At 61.3% G+C, this 18,883-nt stretch carries 19 protein-coding genes; 3 read left to right on the top strand and 16 right to left on the bottom strand.

Features of this window, described 5'->3' with window-relative positions:
• Positions 1 to 245 precede the first annotated feature (245 nt).
• The 16 genes from L1069_RS08905 to L1069_RS08830 form a co-directional block, all read right to left on the bottom strand.
• A complete protein-coding gene (locus tag L1069_RS08905) occupies positions 246 to 1,619 on the bottom strand; it encodes an aspartate aminotransferase family protein (protein WP_237455416.1) in 1,374 nt (457 codons plus the stop codon).
• A gap of 28 nt (positions 1,620 to 1,647) precedes the next feature.
• The gene (locus tag L1069_RS08900; RefSeq protein WP_237455415.1) at positions 1,648 to 3,123 is read right to left on the bottom strand and encodes an NAD-dependent succinate-semialdehyde dehydrogenase; all 1,476 of its coding nucleotides are present in this window, start codon (positions 3,121 to 3,123) and stop codon (positions 1,648 to 1,650) included.
• Positions 3,124 to 3,244: 121 nt separating this feature from the next.
• Positions 3,245 to 4,030 (bottom strand): SDR family NAD(P)-dependent oxidoreductase, encoded by a 786-nt coding sequence (locus L1069_RS08895; RefSeq protein ID WP_237455414.1) that lies wholly within the window; start codon positions 4,028 to 4,030, stop codon positions 3,245 to 3,247.
• Between the two features lie 97 nt (positions 4,031 to 4,127).
• Positions 4,128 to 4,607 (bottom strand): Lrp/AsnC family transcriptional regulator, encoded by a 480-nt coding sequence (locus tag L1069_RS08890; protein WP_129371850.1) that lies wholly within the window; start codon positions 4,605 to 4,607, stop codon positions 4,128 to 4,130.
• A 12-nt stretch (positions 4,608 to 4,619) separates the two neighbouring features.
• On the bottom strand, positions 4,620 to 5,612 hold the full coding sequence (doeB, locus tag L1069_RS08885; protein WP_237455413.1) for a N(2)-acetyl-L-2,4-diaminobutanoate deacetylase DoeB: 993 nt from the start codon (positions 5,610 to 5,612) through the stop codon (positions 4,620 to 4,622).
• Positions 5,613 to 5,615: 3 nt separating this feature from the next.
• Positions 5,616 to 6,803 (bottom strand): ectoine hydrolase DoeA, encoded by a 1,188-nt coding sequence (gene doeA / locus L1069_RS08880; protein WP_129371852.1) that lies wholly within the window; start codon positions 6,801 to 6,803, stop codon positions 5,616 to 5,618.
• A gap of 19 nt (positions 6,804 to 6,822) precedes the next feature.
• Entirely contained in the window at positions 6,823 to 7,815 is a 993-nt protein-coding gene (gene eutC / locus L1069_RS08875) for an ectoine utilization protein EutC (protein ID WP_237455412.1), read from the bottom strand.
• On the bottom strand, positions 7,808 to 8,815 hold the full coding sequence (gene eutB / locus L1069_RS08870) for a hydroxyectoine utilization dehydratase EutB (RefSeq protein ID WP_237455411.1): 1,008 nt from the start codon (positions 8,813 to 8,815) through the stop codon (positions 7,808 to 7,810). The genes eutC and eutB overlap by 8 nt, the downstream gene beginning before the upstream one ends.
• Positions 8,816 to 8,833: 18 nt before the next feature.
• On the bottom strand, positions 8,834 to 9,598 hold the full coding sequence (eutA, locus tag L1069_RS08865; RefSeq protein WP_237455410.1) for an ectoine utilization protein EutA: 765 nt from the start codon (positions 9,596 to 9,598) through the stop codon (positions 8,834 to 8,836).
• Between the two features lie 11 nt (positions 9,599 to 9,609).
• Positions 9,610 to 10,047, bottom strand: a complete 438-nt coding sequence (locus L1069_RS08860; RefSeq protein ID WP_237455409.1) for a universal stress protein — start codon at positions 10,045 to 10,047, stop codon at positions 9,610 to 9,612.
• Between the two features lie 12 nt (positions 10,048 to 10,059).
• Complete coding sequence (locus L1069_RS08855) at positions 10,060 to 11,346, bottom strand: TRAP transporter large permease (RefSeq protein WP_237455408.1); 1,287 nt, start codon at positions 11,344 to 11,346, stop codon at positions 10,060 to 10,062.
• 10 nt (positions 11,347 to 11,356) lie between these two features.
• Positions 11,357 to 11,923: a TRAP transporter small permease gene (locus tag L1069_RS08850; RefSeq protein WP_027234607.1), complete on the bottom strand. Its 567-nt coding sequence runs from the start codon at positions 11,921 to 11,923 to the stop codon at positions 11,357 to 11,359.
• Positions 11,924 to 11,992: 69 nt separating this feature from the next.
• Positions 11,993 to 13,009, bottom strand: coding sequence for a TRAP transporter substrate-binding protein DctP (gene dctP / locus L1069_RS08845; protein WP_237455407.1), 1,017 nt, complete (start codon positions 13,007 to 13,009; stop codon positions 11,993 to 11,995).
• Positions 13,010 to 13,104: 95 nt separating this feature from the next.
• Positions 13,105 to 14,499 carry a PLP-dependent aminotransferase family protein gene (locus L1069_RS08840; RefSeq protein ID WP_237455406.1) on the bottom strand — a complete coding sequence of 465 codons (1,395 nt, stop codon included), beginning with the start codon at positions 14,497 to 14,499 and terminating at the stop codon, positions 13,105 to 13,107.
• 202 nt (positions 14,500 to 14,701) lie between these two features.
• Positions 14,702 to 15,799: an aminotransferase class I/II-fold pyridoxal phosphate-dependent enzyme gene (locus tag L1069_RS08835; RefSeq protein ID WP_237455405.1), complete on the bottom strand. Its 1,098-nt coding sequence runs from the start codon at positions 15,797 to 15,799 to the stop codon at positions 14,702 to 14,704.
• Positions 15,796 to 16,248, bottom strand: a complete 453-nt coding sequence (locus L1069_RS08830) for an FdtA/QdtA family cupin domain-containing protein (RefSeq protein WP_129372946.1) — start codon at positions 16,246 to 16,248, stop codon at positions 15,796 to 15,798. The genes L1069_RS08835 and L1069_RS08830 overlap by 4 nt, the downstream gene beginning before the upstream one ends.
• A 67-nt stretch (positions 16,249 to 16,315) precedes the next feature.
• Here L1069_RS08830 and L1069_RS08825 point away from each other — a divergent pair, with 67 nt between their 5' ends.
• From L1069_RS08825 to L1069_RS08815, 3 genes are all read left to right on the top strand, one after another.
• On the top strand, positions 16,316 to 16,990 hold the full coding sequence (locus tag L1069_RS08825; protein ID WP_134830430.1) for an acetyltransferase: 675 nt from the start codon (positions 16,316 to 16,318) through the stop codon (positions 16,988 to 16,990).
• A 70-nt stretch (positions 16,991 to 17,060) separates the two neighbouring features.
• Positions 17,061 to 17,918: a hypothetical protein gene (locus L1069_RS08820; RefSeq protein WP_237455404.1), complete on the top strand. Its 858-nt coding sequence runs from the start codon at positions 17,061 to 17,063 to the stop codon at positions 17,916 to 17,918.
• A 3-nt stretch (positions 17,919 to 17,921) separates the two neighbouring features.
• Entirely contained in the window at positions 17,922 to 18,863 is a 942-nt protein-coding gene (locus tag L1069_RS08815; RefSeq protein WP_237455403.1) for a GNAT family N-acetyltransferase, read from the top strand.
• The last annotated feature ends 20 nt before the right edge of the window (positions 18,864 to 18,883 follow it).

Below are 18,883 nucleotides of genomic sequence, written 5' to 3'. Positions count from 1 at the left end.
TGGGGGAGGCTCATGCAGTTCGACGTACATATCCTTCATTCGATCAACTCGGCTTCTCCGTATGAACCGTCAAGGTCATGGCCTCCAGCTTTACGACCAAGCCGACTGATGAATTCGCATCAACCCGGCCAGAGCCACCACCTCTATTCATCAGATGAAGCCGGCACCGCAAATCCCATGGTTACAGAAACAGCGGGCAATCGAACCATTTACGTGTTTGAGCTGCTGCAGGCTCGGAGGCAACTTCATCCCAACACAGCTTGTACAGCCCGCAGCGCGGCTGCCACCACCTGATCAGCTTCCGCGCGGCTGAGACAGAACGGCGGCGCAAAGCCCAGGATATCCCCCTGCGGCATGGCGCGGGCGATGACCTTGTCCTGCTCCAGCAGTTTGGCCGAGATCTGCGGTCCGATCTTGTCTGCTGAATCAAAGAAAGTGCGGCTGCCCTTGTCCTTCACAAATTCCACGGCACACAGCATTCCCTCGCCGCGCACGTCGCCCACATTGGCGTGACCGGACAGTGCCTCTGCCATGGTGGCGTTCAGATAGGCGCCGGTCTCGCCTGCGTTCTGCACCAGGTTCAGCTCATCGATCAGCTTGAGGTTGGCAACACCCGCTGCCGCACCGATCGGGTGCGCCGAATAGGTCCAGCCGTGGCCGATCGGGCCGTTTTCATCGGTGCCCTGTTCCAGCACCTTCCAGACCTTGTCCGAAATGATGGAGCCGGACAGCGGCGCATAAGCCGAAGTGAGGCCCTTGGCGATGGTGATGATATCAGCCTCGATACCATAGTGATCCGAACCGAACATGCTGCCGAGACGGCCAAAGCCGGTGACAACCTCATCCGCAACCAGCAGGATGTCGTGCTTCTTGAGCACCGCCTGAATGGCGGCCCAGTAGCCTGCGGGCGGCGGTACGATGCCGCCGGTGCCCAGAACCGGCTCACCGATGAAGGCAGCGATTGTATCTGCGCCCTCATGCTCGATCAGTGCCTCCAGTTCGGCGGCGCAATGGGCGACGAACTGCTCCTCGGTCTGGTCCAGGTTGTTGCGGCGGAAATAATACGGCGCCTCGGTGTGGATCACCTGTTCGATTGGCAGGTCGAACTTCTTATGGAACAGCTCCAGCCCGGTCAATGAGCCGGTGACCAGCCCCGAGCCGTGATAGCCGCGCCAGCGGGAGATGATCTTTTTCTTTTCCGGGCGGCCCAGGATGTTGTTGTAGTACCAAATCAGCTTGACGTTGGTTTCATTGGCGTCCGAACCGCCGAGGCCGAAATAGACCTTGGACATGTTCGCAGGCGCCCGGTCCAGGATCATCTTGGACAATGTGATCGAGGCTTCGGTACCGTGGCCTACATAGGAATGATAATAGGCAAGTTCTTTGGCCTGATCCCCGATCGCCTCGGCGATTTCCTGGCGGCCATAGCCCACGTTCACGCAATAAAGACCGGCAAAGGCATCCAGCAGCTTGTTGCCGTCGCGGTCTTCGATGAAGACACCGGATGCGGTCTTGATCACCCGGTTCGGGCTTTCCCCGCGGGCATGCTGGGCCAGATGAGTCGAGGGGTGGAAAAAATTCTCGCGGTCCCACTGGTCGAGTTGGTCGTTCTTCAGCATCGTTCTTCCTCTCTCTTGCCTGCGGGGCTCAGGCCCAGTCGCGGCATATGTACTTGATTTCGGTGAATTCTTCCATGCCCAGACGGGCACCTTCGCGGCCAAGGCCGGATTGCTTGGTGCCGCCAAAGGGGATCGGCGCGCCGGTGACTTTGGTGCGGTTCACAGCAACCATGCCGTACTGCAGCGCCCGGCTGAGGCGGTAGATCCGGCGCGGGTCGTGGCTGTGGAGATAGGCCACCAGCCCGTACTCGCTGTCATTGGCCCGGGCCACCACTTCTTCCTCGGTATCGAAAGGGGTGACGGGCGCAACCGGGCCAAAGGTTTCCTCGGACATGATCAGCGCATCTGCGGGAACATCGGTCAGCACGGTGGGTTCATAAAACAACGGCCCAAGTGGGTGGCGCTTGCCGCCGCAAGCCAGTGTTGCGCCCTTGGCCAGCGCATCCGCCACATGCTGCTCCTGCTTTTGCAGCGCCTTTTCGTTCATCAGCGGCCCGAGATCGCAGTCATCCATACCCTTGCCGATGCTCAGTGCCTTGGCAGCCTCAATGAACTTCGCGCAGAACTCCGCATAGACCGGGCGTTCGACAAAGATCCGGTTGGCGCCCAGGCAGTCCTGACCGGAGGTGGCGAATTTCGCCTTGATCGCTTCATCCACCGCCTTGTCCAGATTACAGCCTTTGAACACGATCACCGGTGCATGGCCGCCCAGCTCCATCACCAGCCGCTTCACAGTGTCGGCCGACTGGCGGTACAGAAGCTTGCCGGTATTGGTGGAGCCGGTGAAGGATAGCGCCCGCACCCTTGTGTCGCGGGTCCAGGGTTCGACGATGGCGGGGGCATGGCCAGTCACCACGTTGAACACGCCTGCAGGGACGCCTGCACGCTCGGCCAGCTCCGCCAACGCCAGCGCGCTGAACGGGGTCTCACCCGAAGGATGCGCCACCACGGTGCAGCCCGCCGCCAGCGCCGCCGCTGCTTTGCGGGTCAGCATGGCAGAGGGGAAGTTCCAGGGCGTGATCAACGCCGCCACGCCCACCGGCTCACGCCACAGTTCTACTTCGGCGTCGGGCAAATGGCTGGTCACGCCTTCGATGTTTGGGCGTTTGGCCTCTTCGGCGTAGAATTCCACAAAGGCGGCGCCATAGTCTATCTCGCCGCGCGCCTCGGAAAGGGGCTTGCCTTGTTCCAGCACCATGATGCGGGCAAGGTCTTCCTTGTGTTCCAGCTGCAACTCATACCAGCGCCGCAGGATTGCGGCGCGCTGCTGCGGCAAAAGACCTGCCCAGGCCGGGAAAGCTGCCTGCGCCGCGTCCACAGCGGCACAGGATTCTTCTGCAGACAGGCTGGCGACGCGGCCAAGTTCAGCACCATCCGCCGGATCGCTGACCGGGAAGGTTTCGCTGCTTGCCGCGGCGCACCACTTTCCATTTATGTAGGAAAATGAACGAACTAACGCCTTGTCCGCAATGTCCGCGCGGGCAGAGAGAGCAGTCTCTGTCATGGAAGTTCTCCTGTGCTTTACAGGAGAGCTTGTCTGATGCTGACAGACGAAGTGTCTGAAGTTTCCTGAAACAGCAGAAGAAACAGCTGGCTTCTGCGCCAACCAGCTTGATTTGAAGATATCACCCGCCGGACGGGTTCATCTGCCGCTTGATGACGCCGGCTCCCATGAAGCCGCCATCGATCGGCAGCACAACTCCGCTGACGTAAGCAGCCCCGGAACTCAGGAGGAACTCCGCCGCAGCACCAACTTCATCCGGGGCTCCGTAGCGGTTGGCAGGAATACCGCTGCAATAGGCGGTTCTGGTCTCCGCGTCATGCATGCGGCTGACTAGCTCGGTCTCAATGGCGCCGGGTGCCATGGCATTGACCGTGATCCCTAGTTCGGCCAGCTCGACCGCCATAACCCGGGTCAATGCATGAACGCCCCCCTTGCTGGCCCCGTAAGCAGAGCGCCCGGTTCCTCCGCGTTCACCGGCGGCGGAGCCCATCAGCAGGATGCGGCCATAGCCTTGACCAGCCATCATCCGCGCCGCACCGCGCGCGCACAGGAATGTCCCGGTCAAGTTGATGCCGATCAGCCGGTTCCAATCATCCAGCGAGGTGTCGAGGATGGTTTTTTCCACACCGATCCCGGCGCAATGCGCCATTCCGTGCAGTGTGCCACCAAATTGCTGAACGGCGGCGAACATCGCCTCGACGTCGGCTTCGCGGCTGATATCAGCCTCAATCGCCAAGGCTTCGGCGCCTGCATCGCGCAATTCGGAAGCCGTGGCTTCGGCTGTGCCCGCGTTGCGGTCCGCAATGGCCAGTTTGGCACCGGCATCTGCAAGCCGACGGGCAATTGCCTGCCCGATCCCGCTTCCGCCGCCTGTTATCAGAATATTTTGCCCCGAAAACGTGCCCATGCCGCAGCCTCCTCCACTCCTCTGACACCCAGCCTAACCTGCTGCCCGCAAGCTGTTTGGGTCTGCATACGACCGGATTCCACCTGAAACTGCCGTTTCAGTCCTGCCGCAGCAGAACATCCAGAGGCGGTGCGCCAGCCCCTTTTACAGGTTTGGTCACAACATAGGTGAAATAGCGGGAAAGTCCGATGCGGGCGTCCAGCATCTCATCAATCAGCCGCTGGTAAGCATCGATGTCGCGGGTGACTATCTGCAGCAGATAGTCAAAGCCGCCTGCCAGCGCCCAGCAGGCGGTGACCTCGTCATAGCGCTGCATCGCCGTTTCAAACGCATGGAAACTGGCAGCGGTGTGGTCAGCAATCTCAGCGGCGACAAACACAGTCAGATGCGGCGCCAGTTTCTTGAGGTTGATGCGGGCGCCGTAGCCCTCGATCAGACCGGCCTGTTCCAGCTTTTTCAGCCGGTCCCAGCAGGGGGTCGGCGACAGGCCGATCCGGTCGGCCAGCGCGGCCTTGGTGATGCGGCCCTCGGTTGAGAGCACGCGCAGAATGTCGAGATCGCGCTGGTCCAGTTGCATAGGCTTGCCCTATCAGGCGCCGGTGACGCCGACAACTGCCACACAGTCACCGGATTTGATCAGGCCGGGGAAATGGCGGCTGATCACCAGCCCTGCGCGGCGGGCGCAGTACTCCACCGGCGGCTGGCCGGTGCGGTCCAGCGGCCAGACACGGGCCACGAGATCCCCCTTGGCAACTGTTTCGCCCAAATCGGCCATCATCTCATAAAGACCGTCGCCTTCGCTGAACAGGAAGCAATCGTCATCCGGCATCGTCAGGTTCACGGTCTCTTCCAGCTGCATCTCCCCCTGCAGGATGCCGAAGTGGATCAGCACATTGCGCAGCCCCTTCTTGGCGATGGCATTGCTGCGCGCAGAGGACGACCCGCCGCCGCCCAGCTCCGTGGTGACCAGAACCTTGCCCATTTCCTCGACCGCGGTGTCATACATGCCGCCGCTGTCGATCTCCAAAAGCTCCACCGAATAAGGCGCGTTGAACGCCTTCATCGCGGCAAAGCAGGCCTCCTGCGCAGCCTTGTCCTCCAGGATATGCGCCGCGGCAAAAGGCACGAAATCCAGCGTTTTGCCGCCAGAGTGGAAGTCCACCGCCAGATCCGCCATCGGCAAAAGCGTGCGCTGGAAATAATCGGCGATCTTCTCGGTCACGGTGCCGTCGGGGCGGCCAGGGAACGACCGGTTCATATTGCCCTTGTCGATCGGCGAGGTGCGGGTGCCGACCCGGAATGCCGGATAGTTGAAGGCCGGCACAATGATCAGCCGCCCGGTCACATCCTCTGCCGCCGTCGTGGCAGCCAGCTCGTGCAGGGCAATCGGGCCTTCATACTCGTCGCCGTGGTTGGCGCCAGTCAGCAGCGCCGTCGGCCCCTCGCCGTTCTTGATCACCGTCAGCGGGATCATCACGGATCCCCAGGCCGAGTCATCCCGGCTGTAGGGCAGTTTCAGAAATCCGTGATGCACGCCGTCCTGATCCAGCGCGATGGTGGGGGAAATCGGGTTTGCCTTCATGGGTCAGTCCTTCACGAACATTTTGCGCGGCACATCCGACAGGCACTCCGGCCCGTCCACCCCGATGCGGATGCTTTCAGTGATCTCGAAACCCCAGTCCTCCATCCAGAGGCCGGTCATGAAGTGGAAGGTCATGTTTTCTTCCAGAACGGTGGTGTCGCCAGGACGCAGCGACATGGTGCGCTCGCCCCAGTCCGGCGGGTAGCTGACGCCGATCGGATAGCCGGTGCGGTTATCCTTTTCGATGCCGTATTTCTTCAGCACCTTGAAGAACGCCTTGGCAATGTCCTCGCAAGTATTGCCGGTTTTTGCCATTTCCAGACCCGCTTCCATGCCTTCCAGCACCGCCTTTTCCGCGTCAAGAAAGGTCTGTGTCGGCTTGCCTAGAAACACCGTGCGCGACAACGGGCAGTGGTAGCGGTGCACAACACCTGCGATTTCAAAGAAAGTACCCTCGCCGGATTTCATCGGCAGATCGTCCCAGGTCAGATGCGGCGCGGCTGCATCCGGTCCTGACGGCAGCAGCGGCACGATGGCGGGATAGTCGCCGCCAAAGCCCAGACCCTCGTCATAACGCAGGGCGGCGTCATAGATATCTGCCACCAGATCGCATTTGCGCATCCCTGGCTCAACCTTGTCGAAAATCCGCTGATGCATGCGCTCGACGATCTTGCCGGCCTGGCGCATATAGGCGAGTTCAGCCTCGGATTTCACCGCGCGCTGCCAGTTGACCAGCGCGTTGGTGTTGGCAAAACGGGCATTCGGCAGATGCGCCTGCAGGGAGGCATAGGCAGCTGCGGTAAAATAGTAGTTGTCCATTTCAACGCCGATAGTGCCGCCGTCCAGCCCGCGATCCGCCAGCTGCGCCGACAGGTAATCCATCGGGTGGCGGTCAGTCGATTGCACGTAATGGTCCGGATAGCCAATGATACTGGCGGGGGCCATGAAGCAGGTGCGCAAAGCGCCATTGGCATCCTGGCCGCGGCCGTACCAGAGCGGCTCACCCTCAAGGCTCAGCACGACGCATTGATGGACATAGAAGGACCAGCCGTCATAGCCGGTCAGCCAGTTCATGTTCGAAGGATCCGTGACGATCAGAAGGTCGATGCCGCGGCGGGCCATCTCGGACCGGGTTTTGTCTATACGCGCCTGGTATTCGGAGCGGGAGAAATACAGCTTGGGGTCTGCCATATGCGTTGTTCCTGGTTGATCAGCTGGTGAAAGTGGCGCCTGCCCCCGCCGCATCTGCGCGGGAGCCTGCAAGAGTTGCGATGGCGGTGTCCTGAACGCCGGTGCCGGTCAGGTCGGCAATGATCAGATCACTGTCCGCCTGGCGCCCGTCGGCCTTGCCTGAAGTGACATCTCCCAGTTCGGTGAAACTGCGGTCATTTGCGATCAGCCCCGCCCCGATGGCACTGCGCAGCTCGCCCTTGACGGCACACTGCGCCTGGCTGTCAGGCACGTATAAGTCTGCCTTGGCCAGGCAAGCGGGGTTCAATTCACACTTGTGCTCCTGATCCGACCCCATGGCGATGACCAATTGGCCAGGCCGCAGCCACTCCGCTTGGATCACGGGGTCAGCAGCGGGGGTGGTGGTGACCACAATGTCAGCTGACAATACTGCCTCTCCGCTGTCCGAGCTGGCCGAGATTTCCAGCCCAAGCTCTTCGCGCAGGCTTGCAGCAGCGGCCTCAGCCCTGGTGCTGTCCCGCGCCCAGATGACGGCGCTTTTGATTGCGCGCACCAGGGTCATGGCCTTCAGCTGCATCTTTGCCTGCACGCCCGCGCCAATGATGCACACACGCGCGGCATCCTCCCGCGCCAAATGGCGCGCCGCAACCGCCCCGGCGGCGGCGGTACGCACGTCGGTAAGGTAGCCATTGTCCAAAAGCAGCGCCTCCAAAAGGCCAGTCTTGCTGGAAAACACCACCATCAGTCCCGTGGTGCTGGGCAGCCCAAGCTTGGGGTTATCGAAAAACCCCGGGCTCATCTTCATCGCAAAGCTGTCGATCCCCGGCACATAGGCGGTTTTGACGCAGACCTCGCCGTTATGATCCGGCACAGGCAGCGTCATGATCGGCGGCATCACCACCCTGCCCCCGGCCAGCGTGGTAAAGCCCTGCTCAATGCAATCCACTGCATCGCCGTCCAGCGGCACCAGATCGCGCAGCTCCGTCTCAGTCAGGATCTTGATGTCAGGCATCTGCGCCCCCCTTGGATTCGGCCGCCACGTCGACATCTTCTCCGTTGATGATGCGTTTGTGCAGCGCCATGTCGATGTTCTGACCACTGACCAATGAGACGCAACGGCCCAGATTTTCGATCTTGCCCGCCAGCAGGGCAGCGATGCCAACGCTGCCGGAACCTTCGATCACCTGGCGTTCTTCGAAATACGCGTGGCGGATGGCGGCGGCAATTTCCGTCTCGGAAACCAGCACCACATCATCGACCAAAGCCCTGGTCATTTCAAAGGTATAGGCATTATCCAGCCCGATGCCGCCGCCCAGAGAATCCGCAAGCGTGGCTTTTTCTTCTACCAGGACCGGTTTGCCGGCCTGCAGGCATTCATACATCGCCGCGCCGCGTTCCATCGAGATGCCGATAACACGGGCCGCCGGATTTGCGGCTTTCATCACCATCGCCACGCCGGAAATCAGCCCGCCGCCGGACAGCGGAACCAGCACAGTGTCCAGATCCGGCGCCTGTTCCAGCATTTCCAGCGCCACGGTGCTTTGGCCCGCGATGATGTCGCGGTGGTCAAAGGGCGGCAGCATGGTCATGCCGTCCGCCACCAGCCTGTCGACCTCAACCTGGGCATCGTCCTGCGAGCGGCCCGCAATGCGCACTTCGGCGCCGTGGGATTTGATGCCCTCGATCTTGTTTTGCGGCACCAGCTCCGACATGCAGATGATGCAGCGCACACCGGCCTGCGCCGCCGCATAGGCCAGCCCGCGCCCGTGGTTGCCGGTGGAGACGCCAACAACCCCCGCCGCGCGCTGTGCATCGGTCAGCGACAAGACCGCGTTGGTGGCGCCGCGCAGTTTGAAACTGCCGGTGATCTGGGTGCTTTCCAGTTTCAACGAAACCTCTCCGCCGCAAAGCGCGCTGAGAGAAGGCGAAGATACCAGTGCCGTCTGCCGGATTTTCCCGCCGATCCGCGCCCGGGCCTGATAGCTGTCCTGAAGGGTGATTTTGTCAGTCATTGGATCTGTTTAACCTATTTAGAGTTCAAAAAGCCTGCCGTAGCCCGGCACCGGATCCGTGATCCCGGCCAGGCGCAGGCAGCGCCAGACCATTGCCTGGTTGGAGCTGACAACCGGCTTGCCCAGGTGGTCCTCGATCCGCTCAATGCAGACAGCCGCCCGCAGCGCGGTGCAAGACAGGAAAAGCGCATCGGCTGATGAATCACAGGCGGCAATCCCGGCCTCAATGATGCTGTCCTCGGAAAGCCGCGCCATCTGGCGGTCGTCGGTCAGCCCGAAACAGGCGGCACTGACCACCGCTGGGCCATGCGCCGCAAAATACTGCGCCATCTCATCGGTGACCGCCGGGCTGTAGGGTGTCAACAGCGACACCCGCCCGGCCCCAAGTGCGGCAAACGCATCAAAGGCGGCAGAGCTTGGGGTGACGCAAGGCGCGCCCGGCTTGGCCGTGTTCAGATAGCGGGCGACCGCATCATTGCCCAAAACGATGGAAGCCGCGGTGCAGCCATAGGCCACCACATCCACCGCCTCCTCCGGCAGGATCTGCGCCGCGGCTTCAGTCAGCCTCGGTCCGGTCTTCAGCAGCGTTTCCCGGGTGGTCGGGTTCTCGAATGCGATCCGGTTCACATAGACGCCCACCCGGTCCGGGTCGCAGATCCGGGCAAAGTCGCGCTCGGACGTGTGGTCGGTCGCCAGCGCCACCAGCGCGATCCGCTTGGGCACCGGGCGGTCGTCCAGCCGGGCCGGAACCCGCGAGGGCGTGGCATGGATATCAAAGGCCATTTTCTGCCTTCCTAAACAACTAGAACCGGGGTTTCGGCCAGGCTCGTTACCTTGTGAGAGACACTCCCCAGCAGCACCCCTTCGAGCGAGCCAAGACCCCGGCTGCCGATCACGATCAGGTCCTGCCCATGCTCCCTGGCAAACCCCGTGATGGTACGCGCCACCGGCCCGGCTTTGACAAAGGCGCGGGGTTTTGAAACGCCGCCCTCTGCCGCCAGCACCTTGCCGCGCTCGGCCACCTCGCGGGCGTGGCCGCGCATGATCTCGTCCAGGTCCTCCGGCTGATCCGGGCGCACCACATGCATCGACGCCTCCAGCAGCGAGTGGTGGCGATAGACCGTCAGCAGCGTCAGCCCAGCCCCGCTCAGCTGCGCCAGCTCCGCCGCCTTGGCCAGCGCGGCCTCCGCCCCTTGCGAGCCGTCAAAGGGCACCAGAATGGATGTGAACATCGCCGCGCCTCCTTATTTGGCAAAGGCCAGGTCGCGCAGAAACAGCGCAATCTGCGGGAAGAAGATCAGCGCCACCGACACCCCCAGCAGCATCAGGATGAAGGGCGGCGTACCGCGAACCACCTCGGCATAGGGGCGTTTGAACACGGCAATCGCGGTGAAGATATCGCAGCCAAAGGGCGGCGTGGCCGATCCGATAGCCACCTGCAGGGTGATGATTGTGCCAACCAGAACCGGGTCCAGCCCCACCGATTTCACCACCGGCGCAAAAACCGGCACCAGCACCAGGATCACCACGATGGGATCGACAAACATGCAGCCGATGAAAAACGCGATGGAGATCACGAACAGCACCCCGATGGCGCCCATCTCGGCAATGCCGATGGCGCCAAGGATCTGCTGTGGCACCTGCGCGAATGAGATAACCCAGGAAAACGCAGCCCCTGCCCCCACCAGAATGAACACGATTGCGGTGACCAGCCCGGTGGATTTTGCGGTTTCATAGACATCCGCCAGCGACATCGAGCGGAACACGGCGACCTCCAGGATCAGCGCATATAGAACGCAGGCCGCCGCCGCCTCGGTCGGGCTGAAGACGCCGCCATAGATGCCGCCGATGATGATCACCGGAAACCCCATCGGCCAAAGCGCCTGCCGCATGGTCTGAAACCGCTGGCGCCAGGTCGCCTTGGGCTCGGTCGGCACGTTGTTACGCACCGCATAGATATAGGCATAGGCCGAAAACAGCAGCAGGATCAGCAGGCCGGGACCGATGCCCGCAATGAACAGCTCGGCAATCGAGGTGCTGGACACCACGCCATAAATGATCATGCCGATGGAGGGCGGGATGAGAAAGGCGATGTCGCTGGCGTTGACGATCAGCGCCAGCACAAAGCTGTCCTTGTAGCCCGCCTGCAGCATCCGCGGGCGCAGCGGCGAACCGATGGCCACAACGGTTGCCTGTGTCGAGCCGGAAACGGCGCCGAACATGGTGCAAGCGGCAGCGGTGGAAATCGCCAGCCCGCCGCGGATATGGCCGATATAGGCCATCACCACATTGATCAGCCGCCCGGCCGACTGGCCCCGGGTCATGATGTCGGCGGCAAAGATGAACATCGGCACCGCAATCAGCGAGGCGGGCCGGATACCGGCCATCATCTGCTGCACCATGGTTTCGGTCCGGGCCAGATCGCCGAACAGCATCAAGAAGCCGATGAAAGCGCCGGCAATCAGCGGGATCATCATCGGAAAGCCCAGCAGCAGCAGGACAATCATGGTCAGGAAAATAGTTGCAGCCATGGGTCCGCCCTCAGATTTCGATTTCTTCCGCGTCCTCGTACCCCTCTTGCACATGGGTCGAGAGATAGATGCCGGAGGACGTCAGGTTGCGCACCGCGGTCAGCAGGTACTGGGCACCGGTCATGAAGAACCCCGCAGGCACCCAGACCAGGATCACCCAGACCGGGATTTGCAACGCCGGCAGCACCCTTCCGCGCGACGCCTGCGAGCCGATGTATTTCACCGCGTAAAAGCACAGCAGGAACATGAACCCGGCGGTGATCACCGAAATCACCACCACCATCACCTTTCGCAGATGCGGCGGTAGCAGGTCATAGATCGCCGACATCCGGATATGACGGGCATTGCGCGCCGCATAGCTGATGCCGGCAAAGGTGATCAGGATGATCAGGATCCGGTTCAGCTCTTCGGTGAAGAAGATGGAATTGCCCAGCACGAACCGCCCCACCACATTGGCCACGGTATTGGCCGCCATCAGCAGCACGCCGGCGGCCAGCAGGAACGACTCCGTGCGGCTGATGGCGCTGTCGATCACGCCCAGGAAGCCGGGCAGCGCGGACTCATGTGTCTGGTGCATTCCTTCCTCCCAAGGTCTGCGGCTGGCTGAGCGGGCGGCACCCGCTCAGCAGCAGTTGCATCGCAGACGTCAGTTGGCGGTGGCCGCCAGGTCTGCCTTCATCTGTTCCAGGATCGCGGCGCCGCTGTCGCCGGTCATCTCGATGAACTTGGCCTCAACCTCTGCCGCCGCCTCCTTGAAGCAGCTGCGCTGTTCGTTGGTCAGCACCGTCACATTCATCTCAGGCTTGGCCTCCATGATCTTGGCCAGCTCGGTTTCTGCGGCCTGCTGCTGGTAAACCACGGTGTGGTCATAGGCGGCCTGCGCCGCGTTCTGCACCAGCTGCTGATCCTCGGGGCTCAGGCCGTTATAGAAATCCTTGTTGGCCATCACCGCGGTGGTGAAGTTGTTGTGGCCCGCATAGGTGATGTAATCGGTGACCTCATAGATCTTGGTCGAATACAGGAAGAACGTCGGGTTCTCCTGCCCCTGGATCACATTGGTCTGCAGCCCGCCGTAAACCTCGCCCCAGGGCAGCGGCGTCGGGGTGGCGCCAAAGGCCTTGTAGCTTTCGACCAGCAGCGGGTTGGTCATCACCCGGAATTTCACCTCGTCCAGATCGGCGCAGGTGGCCACCGGAGTCTTGGTGGTCATCGCCACTTCGCCCTCGGGAAACATGTTCAGCAGCTCCAGCCCCTGATCGGCATAGAGCGGCTTGAACATGCCGTTGATCGCCTTGCTTTCCTTGTAAAAGCGCGCCAGGTGGTCCTGATCGGTCGGCAGCAGATAGGGTACAAAGAACACCTGCGCCTCTGGGATCAGCGAGCCGGTAAAACCCGGTGATTGGTCTACGAACTGCAGAATGCCGTCCTGAGTCTGCTCCATGATGTCGGCGGATTCGCCCAATGTGCCATAGGGGAACAGCTGGATCTCGTGATCCGAGTTCGCCTCGATCTCTGCCTTGAATTTCTGCGCATAGACGCCCTGCACATCGGTCATCGCCTCCTCAAAGGCATAGCGCCAGGTGTCCGCCTGCGCCGCGCTGCCTGCCAGGGTAATCCCCGCCGCCGCCAGGGCCGCGAAAGTGATTTTGACTGTCTGAGCCATGATTTCCTCCCAAGTCTCACCGGTGCCTGCGCACCGCTGCGGCAGGTTTGAGAGGAATTGTACTGCATGTCAATTTTTTTATTGTTGCAGGACAATCAGTATGTGAAAGGCGCAACCCCCTCCGGCGGGCGGCCCAGCATTACGGCGATCAGCTCCAAGGCTTGCCTGAAACGCCCCAGATCCTGGATGCTGCCAAGCGACAGACGCACAGCATTCTGCGGCGGCGTCTTGGGGGGCAGGAACGGCGCATCCGGCGCCACCGCGACTTTCAACTCACGTGCGTAAGACACGAAACTGCTGGTGCTCCAGCCCTTGGGCAGCGGCAGCCATAGATGCAATGCCGAAGGGTGGCCCTGCCAGTGCCAGTCTTTCAACACCTCAGCGGCGATGCCATGGCGCTCGGCCAGCGCAGACCGCTGCCACTGCGCCAGTTCCAACGCGGTGCCGTCCAGCACCCAGCGGGTGGCCAGTTCGCACATCAGCGGCGTGGCCATCCAACCGAACACGACAATCCGCCCGGTCAATGCCGGCAGCAGATGCTCCGGCGCTGCCATGTAACCTGCGCGCAACCCTGACACTGTGCATTTGGTAAAGGTGGTCAAGTAGATTGAACGCTCCGGCGCGAGGGCAGTAACCGCCACCGGACGCCCCTCGGCCACCGGACCAAAGGCATCGTTTTCGATGATGTGCAGATCATGTTTGCGGGCAACCCCCACCAACGCACGGCGGCGTTCCTCAGGCATCATGCCCGCCGTCGTATTGGCCAAGGACGGAAGCAAAAACAACACTTTAGGATTGTTTTCCTGGCAATACCGCTCAAGCGCATCCGGGAGGATACCATCCGCATCCACATCAACGCCCGCAAGGTTCAAACCCAAATAAGAACACCCCGAAACCAGCAAATGATGCGTGACCTTGTCTGATACCACCGTGTCGCCTGGCCGGGTCAGCGCCGACAGCGCCGCTGACATGCCATGACTGACCCCATTGGTCATAATGATCCGCTCCGGCGGCACGTCCAAACCGCAGTGCCGCAGCCATTGCGACCCCGCGGCACGATGGGCGTCATGACCGATGTTCGGGCGGCAGGACAGATAGTAGCTCGGATCCAACCCCTCCGGCAGCTTCCTCAGCGCTTGTTCGAACCGCTCAGCGTGCTGCTGCGAGAATGCCGGGCGTGAAATCGACAAGTCGAAACCGCCGCCGCGCTCAGAGCTCAGCTGAAACGGCTGATCGTTGGACTTGTCAGGATCCAGAACGTAGCTGCCCCGGCCGACCTGGCCGTCAATCAGCCTTTGCCGCCGCAAACTTTCATATGCCTTGCTGACGGTGTGGACACTGAGGCCGAGATCATCAGCCATTTTGCGATGAGTCGGCAGCTGCGTCCCCTTCGGCAGCTTGCCGTCTGAGATTGCCTTGGCAATGGCCAGCGCAAGGCTCGCATGCAGGGGGGAGGTCAAGGCGGAGGGATCAGGATGCCAAATTGTCATGCGACATTTTACAAGTGACGGCCCCGATTTCGCAATACAATTTCCACGCAGCTGCCTTCCAAACGCAGGCAATGATCCAACTGCTGGCTTTGCAATAGTCAGTTTCGGCTGCCATTTGATGCGATAACCAGCTCTCCCGTCCGCAATCCTAGCCGGCTGGCAGCTCCAATGCGCGAGGAATCAGATAACCCGGCCGCGCCGGTCACGCCAGTTTCAGCACCTGCTCGACTACATATTCGGTCTGCGCTTCAGTCTGAGCAGGCCCGATCGGCAGGCTGATCACCTGCGCAGCCAACGTCTCAGAAACAGGGAACGCACCCTTGCCATAGCCAAGCCCGGCATAGGCGTTCTGCAGATGCGGCGGTTTGGGGTAGTGGATGACAGTGCCGACTCCTGCAGCCTCCAGCCGGGTGCGGAAAGCATCCCTGTCCGGATGGCGCACCACAAAGAGATGCCAGACCGGGTCCGCCCATTCCGGCACCGCAGGCAGTACCAGTCCCGCCGCAGACAGTGCCTCCAGGTAACGGGCGGCGATGGCCTGGCGGCGGGTGTTCCAATCATCAAGCACTTGCAGTTTCACTTGCAGCGCCGCTGCCTGCATCGGATCCAAACGGCTGTTCTGGCCAGCCAGCTCATGCTCGTATTTAACCGCCGAGCCATAGTTGCGCAGCATCGAGACTCGCTCTGCCAGCTCCGGCGAGGTGGTGGTAAACCCGCCGCCATCCCCAAGCGCACCCAGGTTCTTACCCGGGTAAAAGCTCCAGCAAGCGGCCTCGCCGAAGCTGCCGATCCGCTTGCCTTTGTATTTGGCGCCATGCGCTTGGGCGGCGTCCTCCAGAAGGTGCAGCCCGTGCTGTCCGGCCAGCTCAATCAGCGGATCCATGTCGGCAGGCTGGCCATAAAGATGAACCGGAATGATTGCCTTGGTGCGGGACGTGATGGCAGCAGCCACCGCCTCCGGGCCGATGTTGTGGGTGGCTTCCAGCGGTTCCACCGGAACGATGGTTGCGCCGCAAAAGCTGACTGCCAGCCAGGTCGCGATATATGTGTTCGCGGGCACGATCACTTCATCGCCCGAGCCGATCCCCATTGCCTTCAGCGCAAGGATCAGCGCGTCCAGGCCGTTTCCAGTGCCCAGGCAGCGCGGCGCACCGGTATAGCGGGCGAAATCCGCTTCAAACGCCTCCACTTCGGGACCTAGAATAAAGTAGCCCGAGCGCGTGACCCGCAGCACAGCTGCCTCCAGCTGGTCCTGGATTTCGGCATGGGCGCCCGCAATATCTAGGAAAGGAACCTTCACGCTGCACCTGCCGCAGCTTTGAATTCATCATAGTCGCGGATGTAATCCGCTTCGTCATAAACTTCGGAGGTCAGCACCATGCAAACCGCCCCGGAGGAGAAATTGTCGAGGTAGCGCCACATCATCGGGCAAACATACAGCCCGTAGTAGGAGCGGTTCAGGTGGAAACGCTTGGTCGCAAAGCCGTCGTCCAGCAGGATATCGAAACTGCCCGACATGCAGATTATGAACTGATGCAGCGCCTTATGCGCGTGCTCCCCGCGGTCGGCCCCACCCGGCACGTCATACAGGTAATATACCCGTTTGATATCAAAGGGGATATGGTTGCCGCCCTCAACAAAGGTCAGGTTGCCCCGCACGTCTGTTATCTTGGGCAAGTCAATGATTTTGCAGTCAGTCAGAGGCACGGAAACCGCCTTCGCATTTGAATGTCCCTTGTGTATATGCATATCTGAACCGGACCAGCAAGCAGCGCCGGCCGACAGCGCCGCCTCAATCAAGGACAACGTCCCTCCCATGAGCAAAAAGCTACTGATCATCGGTGCGGGTGAATTCGCCGACATCGCCTATGAATACTTTACCGTCGATAGCGACTATGAGGTCGCGGGTTTTGCGGTGGAGGCAGAGTTTCTGACCGAGGATGAGAAATTCGGCCTACCTGTGGTCGCGCTGGAAACCGTGGAAACCATGTTCCCCGCCTCCGAGGTTGAAGCGCATGTGGCGGTGACCTCCACCAAACTGAACCGGATCCGCGCACGGCTGATCGAGATCGCCCGCAGCAAGGGTTACACGCTGGCCAACTTCATCAGCCCCCATGCCATGGTTTGGCGCACAGCAGAGCTGGGCGACAATGTTTTCATCTTTGAAAACAACGTTGTGCAGCACGGCGTCAAAATCGAAAGCGGCTGCGTCCTGTGGTCGGGCAACCATATCGGCCACCAGACCCGGATCCGCGAGCACTGTTTCCTGGCGTCGCATGTGGTGGTCTCGGGCTATTGCGATATCGGCGCACGCAGCTTTGTCGGGGTCAATGCGACCTTTGCGGACAACGTGAAAATCGGTGAGGACAGCTTTGTCGGCATGGCCGCCGCCGTGAACAAGAGCTTTGACACACCGGGCCAGATCCTGAACGGCAACCCGGCCGAGCCTGCAAAAGTTTCCTCCTACCGCTATTTCCGGATCAAACAGTAAGATGGGCTGGGTTAAGAAAGGGCTGGTATTTGCCCCGGACGGAAGCCAGGACTGGGCTAGGCATTCCTTTATGACACCTTGCCCCTGGCAGCGGGACGCGGACACCATCCGTCTGTTCGGAGGGATGCGGGATGATCAGGGGATCAGCCGGATTGGCTGGGTGGACGTCGATGCCTCCGACCCCCTGCAGGTCAAGGCTGTGTCCGAACAGCCGGCGATCGGGCTGGGGGCGCCAGGCATGTTCGATGACAACGGCATGATCCTGGGTGATGTGCTGGAGGTCGCAGAGGATGAGCTGCGGCTGTACTATGTCGGGTTTCAGCTGGTGGAAAAAGCCAAGTTCCTGGCCTTCAGCGGGCTGGCCATCAGCCGCGACCGGGGCGACAGTTTCGAACGGGTGCAGCAGACACCGGTCATCGACCGCTGCCCCGAAGGTGCCTTCATCGGTGCGCTTCATTCTATCGCCACGCTTCCCGATGGCTCCTACCGGGCTTGGATATCCCGCGGCTTTGGCTGGCAGGACATCGGCGGCCGGCTGTTCCCGCAATATGACTGCTGGACGCTGACCAGCGAAGACGGCGTGCGCTTTGACAACGCAACCGCGCGGCGGATCATCCCCCCTGCCCCGGAGGAATACCGCGTCGGCCGCCCGCGTGCGAACCAGCTGCCGGACGGATCATGGGAGTTGCGCGCAACCTCCGACACTCTGTCAAAGCAATATGCCAGCTTCCGGTTCACCTCTCCTGACGGGGTTAGCTTTGCCCGGACCAGTGACGAGGAACTGCCGCGCGGCACCGCAGGTTCCTGGGACGGCGAGATGACCTGTTATCCGGCACGGATCGACACCACCCAGGGCCGCAGCTTTCTGTTTTACAACGGCAACAACATGGGCGCGACCGGCGTGGGTGTTGCCATGTTTGAGGATTGACTCGTGGCGATTGAGGTACAGCGCTACGCAGCTGAAAACGCCAGCCACTGGGACGATTTCCTGAAGGTGTCGAAAAACGGCACCTTTCTGCTGCAGCGCGGGTTCATGGACTATCACGCCGACCGGTTTCAGGATCATTCTTTGATGATCCATGAAGATGGCAAGCTGCTGGCGGTGCTGCCAGCCAATGCCGATGGCACGGCGCTGAATTCCCATGGCGGGCTGACCTATGGCGGGGTGATTTCCGGCACCAAGATGAGTGCGGAGCGCATGCTTATGGTTTTTGACGCGCTTGCCGCCTATCTGCGCCCCGCCGAGTTCACCGAAGTGAACTACAAAGCCATCCCCTATATCTATCACCGCCAGCCGGCCGATGAAGACATCTATGCGCTGTTCCGGCAAGGCGCGCAGGTTGTACGCACGGATGTGTCAGCCACCATCGCAGTACCGCACCGCCTGCCCTTTGGCAGCGGCAAAAAAGACGGGCTGCGCAAGGCGCGCAAGGCCGGTCTGGAAATCCGCGAAAGCACCGATTGGAGCGCCTGCTGGGCTTTGCTTACCCAAGTTCTGGACGACCGGCATAATGCGCGGCCTGTGCATAGCGAGGCGGAGATCCGGCTGCTTGCGGGCCGTTTTCCTGATCGGGTCCGGATGTTCGGCGCCTTTGACAGTGATCAGATGATCTCCGCCCTGGTGATCTTTGACTGCGGCCAGACCGTGCACGTGCAATATATCGCCTCGTCTGCCCCAGGCCGGCAGAAAGGCGGTGTCGACATGATCGTCCACCACTTGCTGGACGCTGTTTTTACCGGCAGGACATGGTTTGACTTTGGCATATCCACCACTGATCAGGGGCGGGAACTGAATACCGGCCTGGCCCGGCAGAAAGAGATGTTCGGCGCCCGCAGCACGGTGTATCAGCAGTACCGCTGGCAACTCATCTGACGAACGCTTCTGCCGTCCGG

It is taken from the genome of Leisingera sp. MMG026, from assembly GCF_021654205.1.
In the GTDB taxonomy this organism is placed as follows: domain Bacteria; phylum Pseudomonadota; class Alphaproteobacteria; order Rhodobacterales; family Rhodobacteraceae; genus Leisingera.
This window is presented reverse-complemented; position numbering and strand designations above follow the sequence as displayed.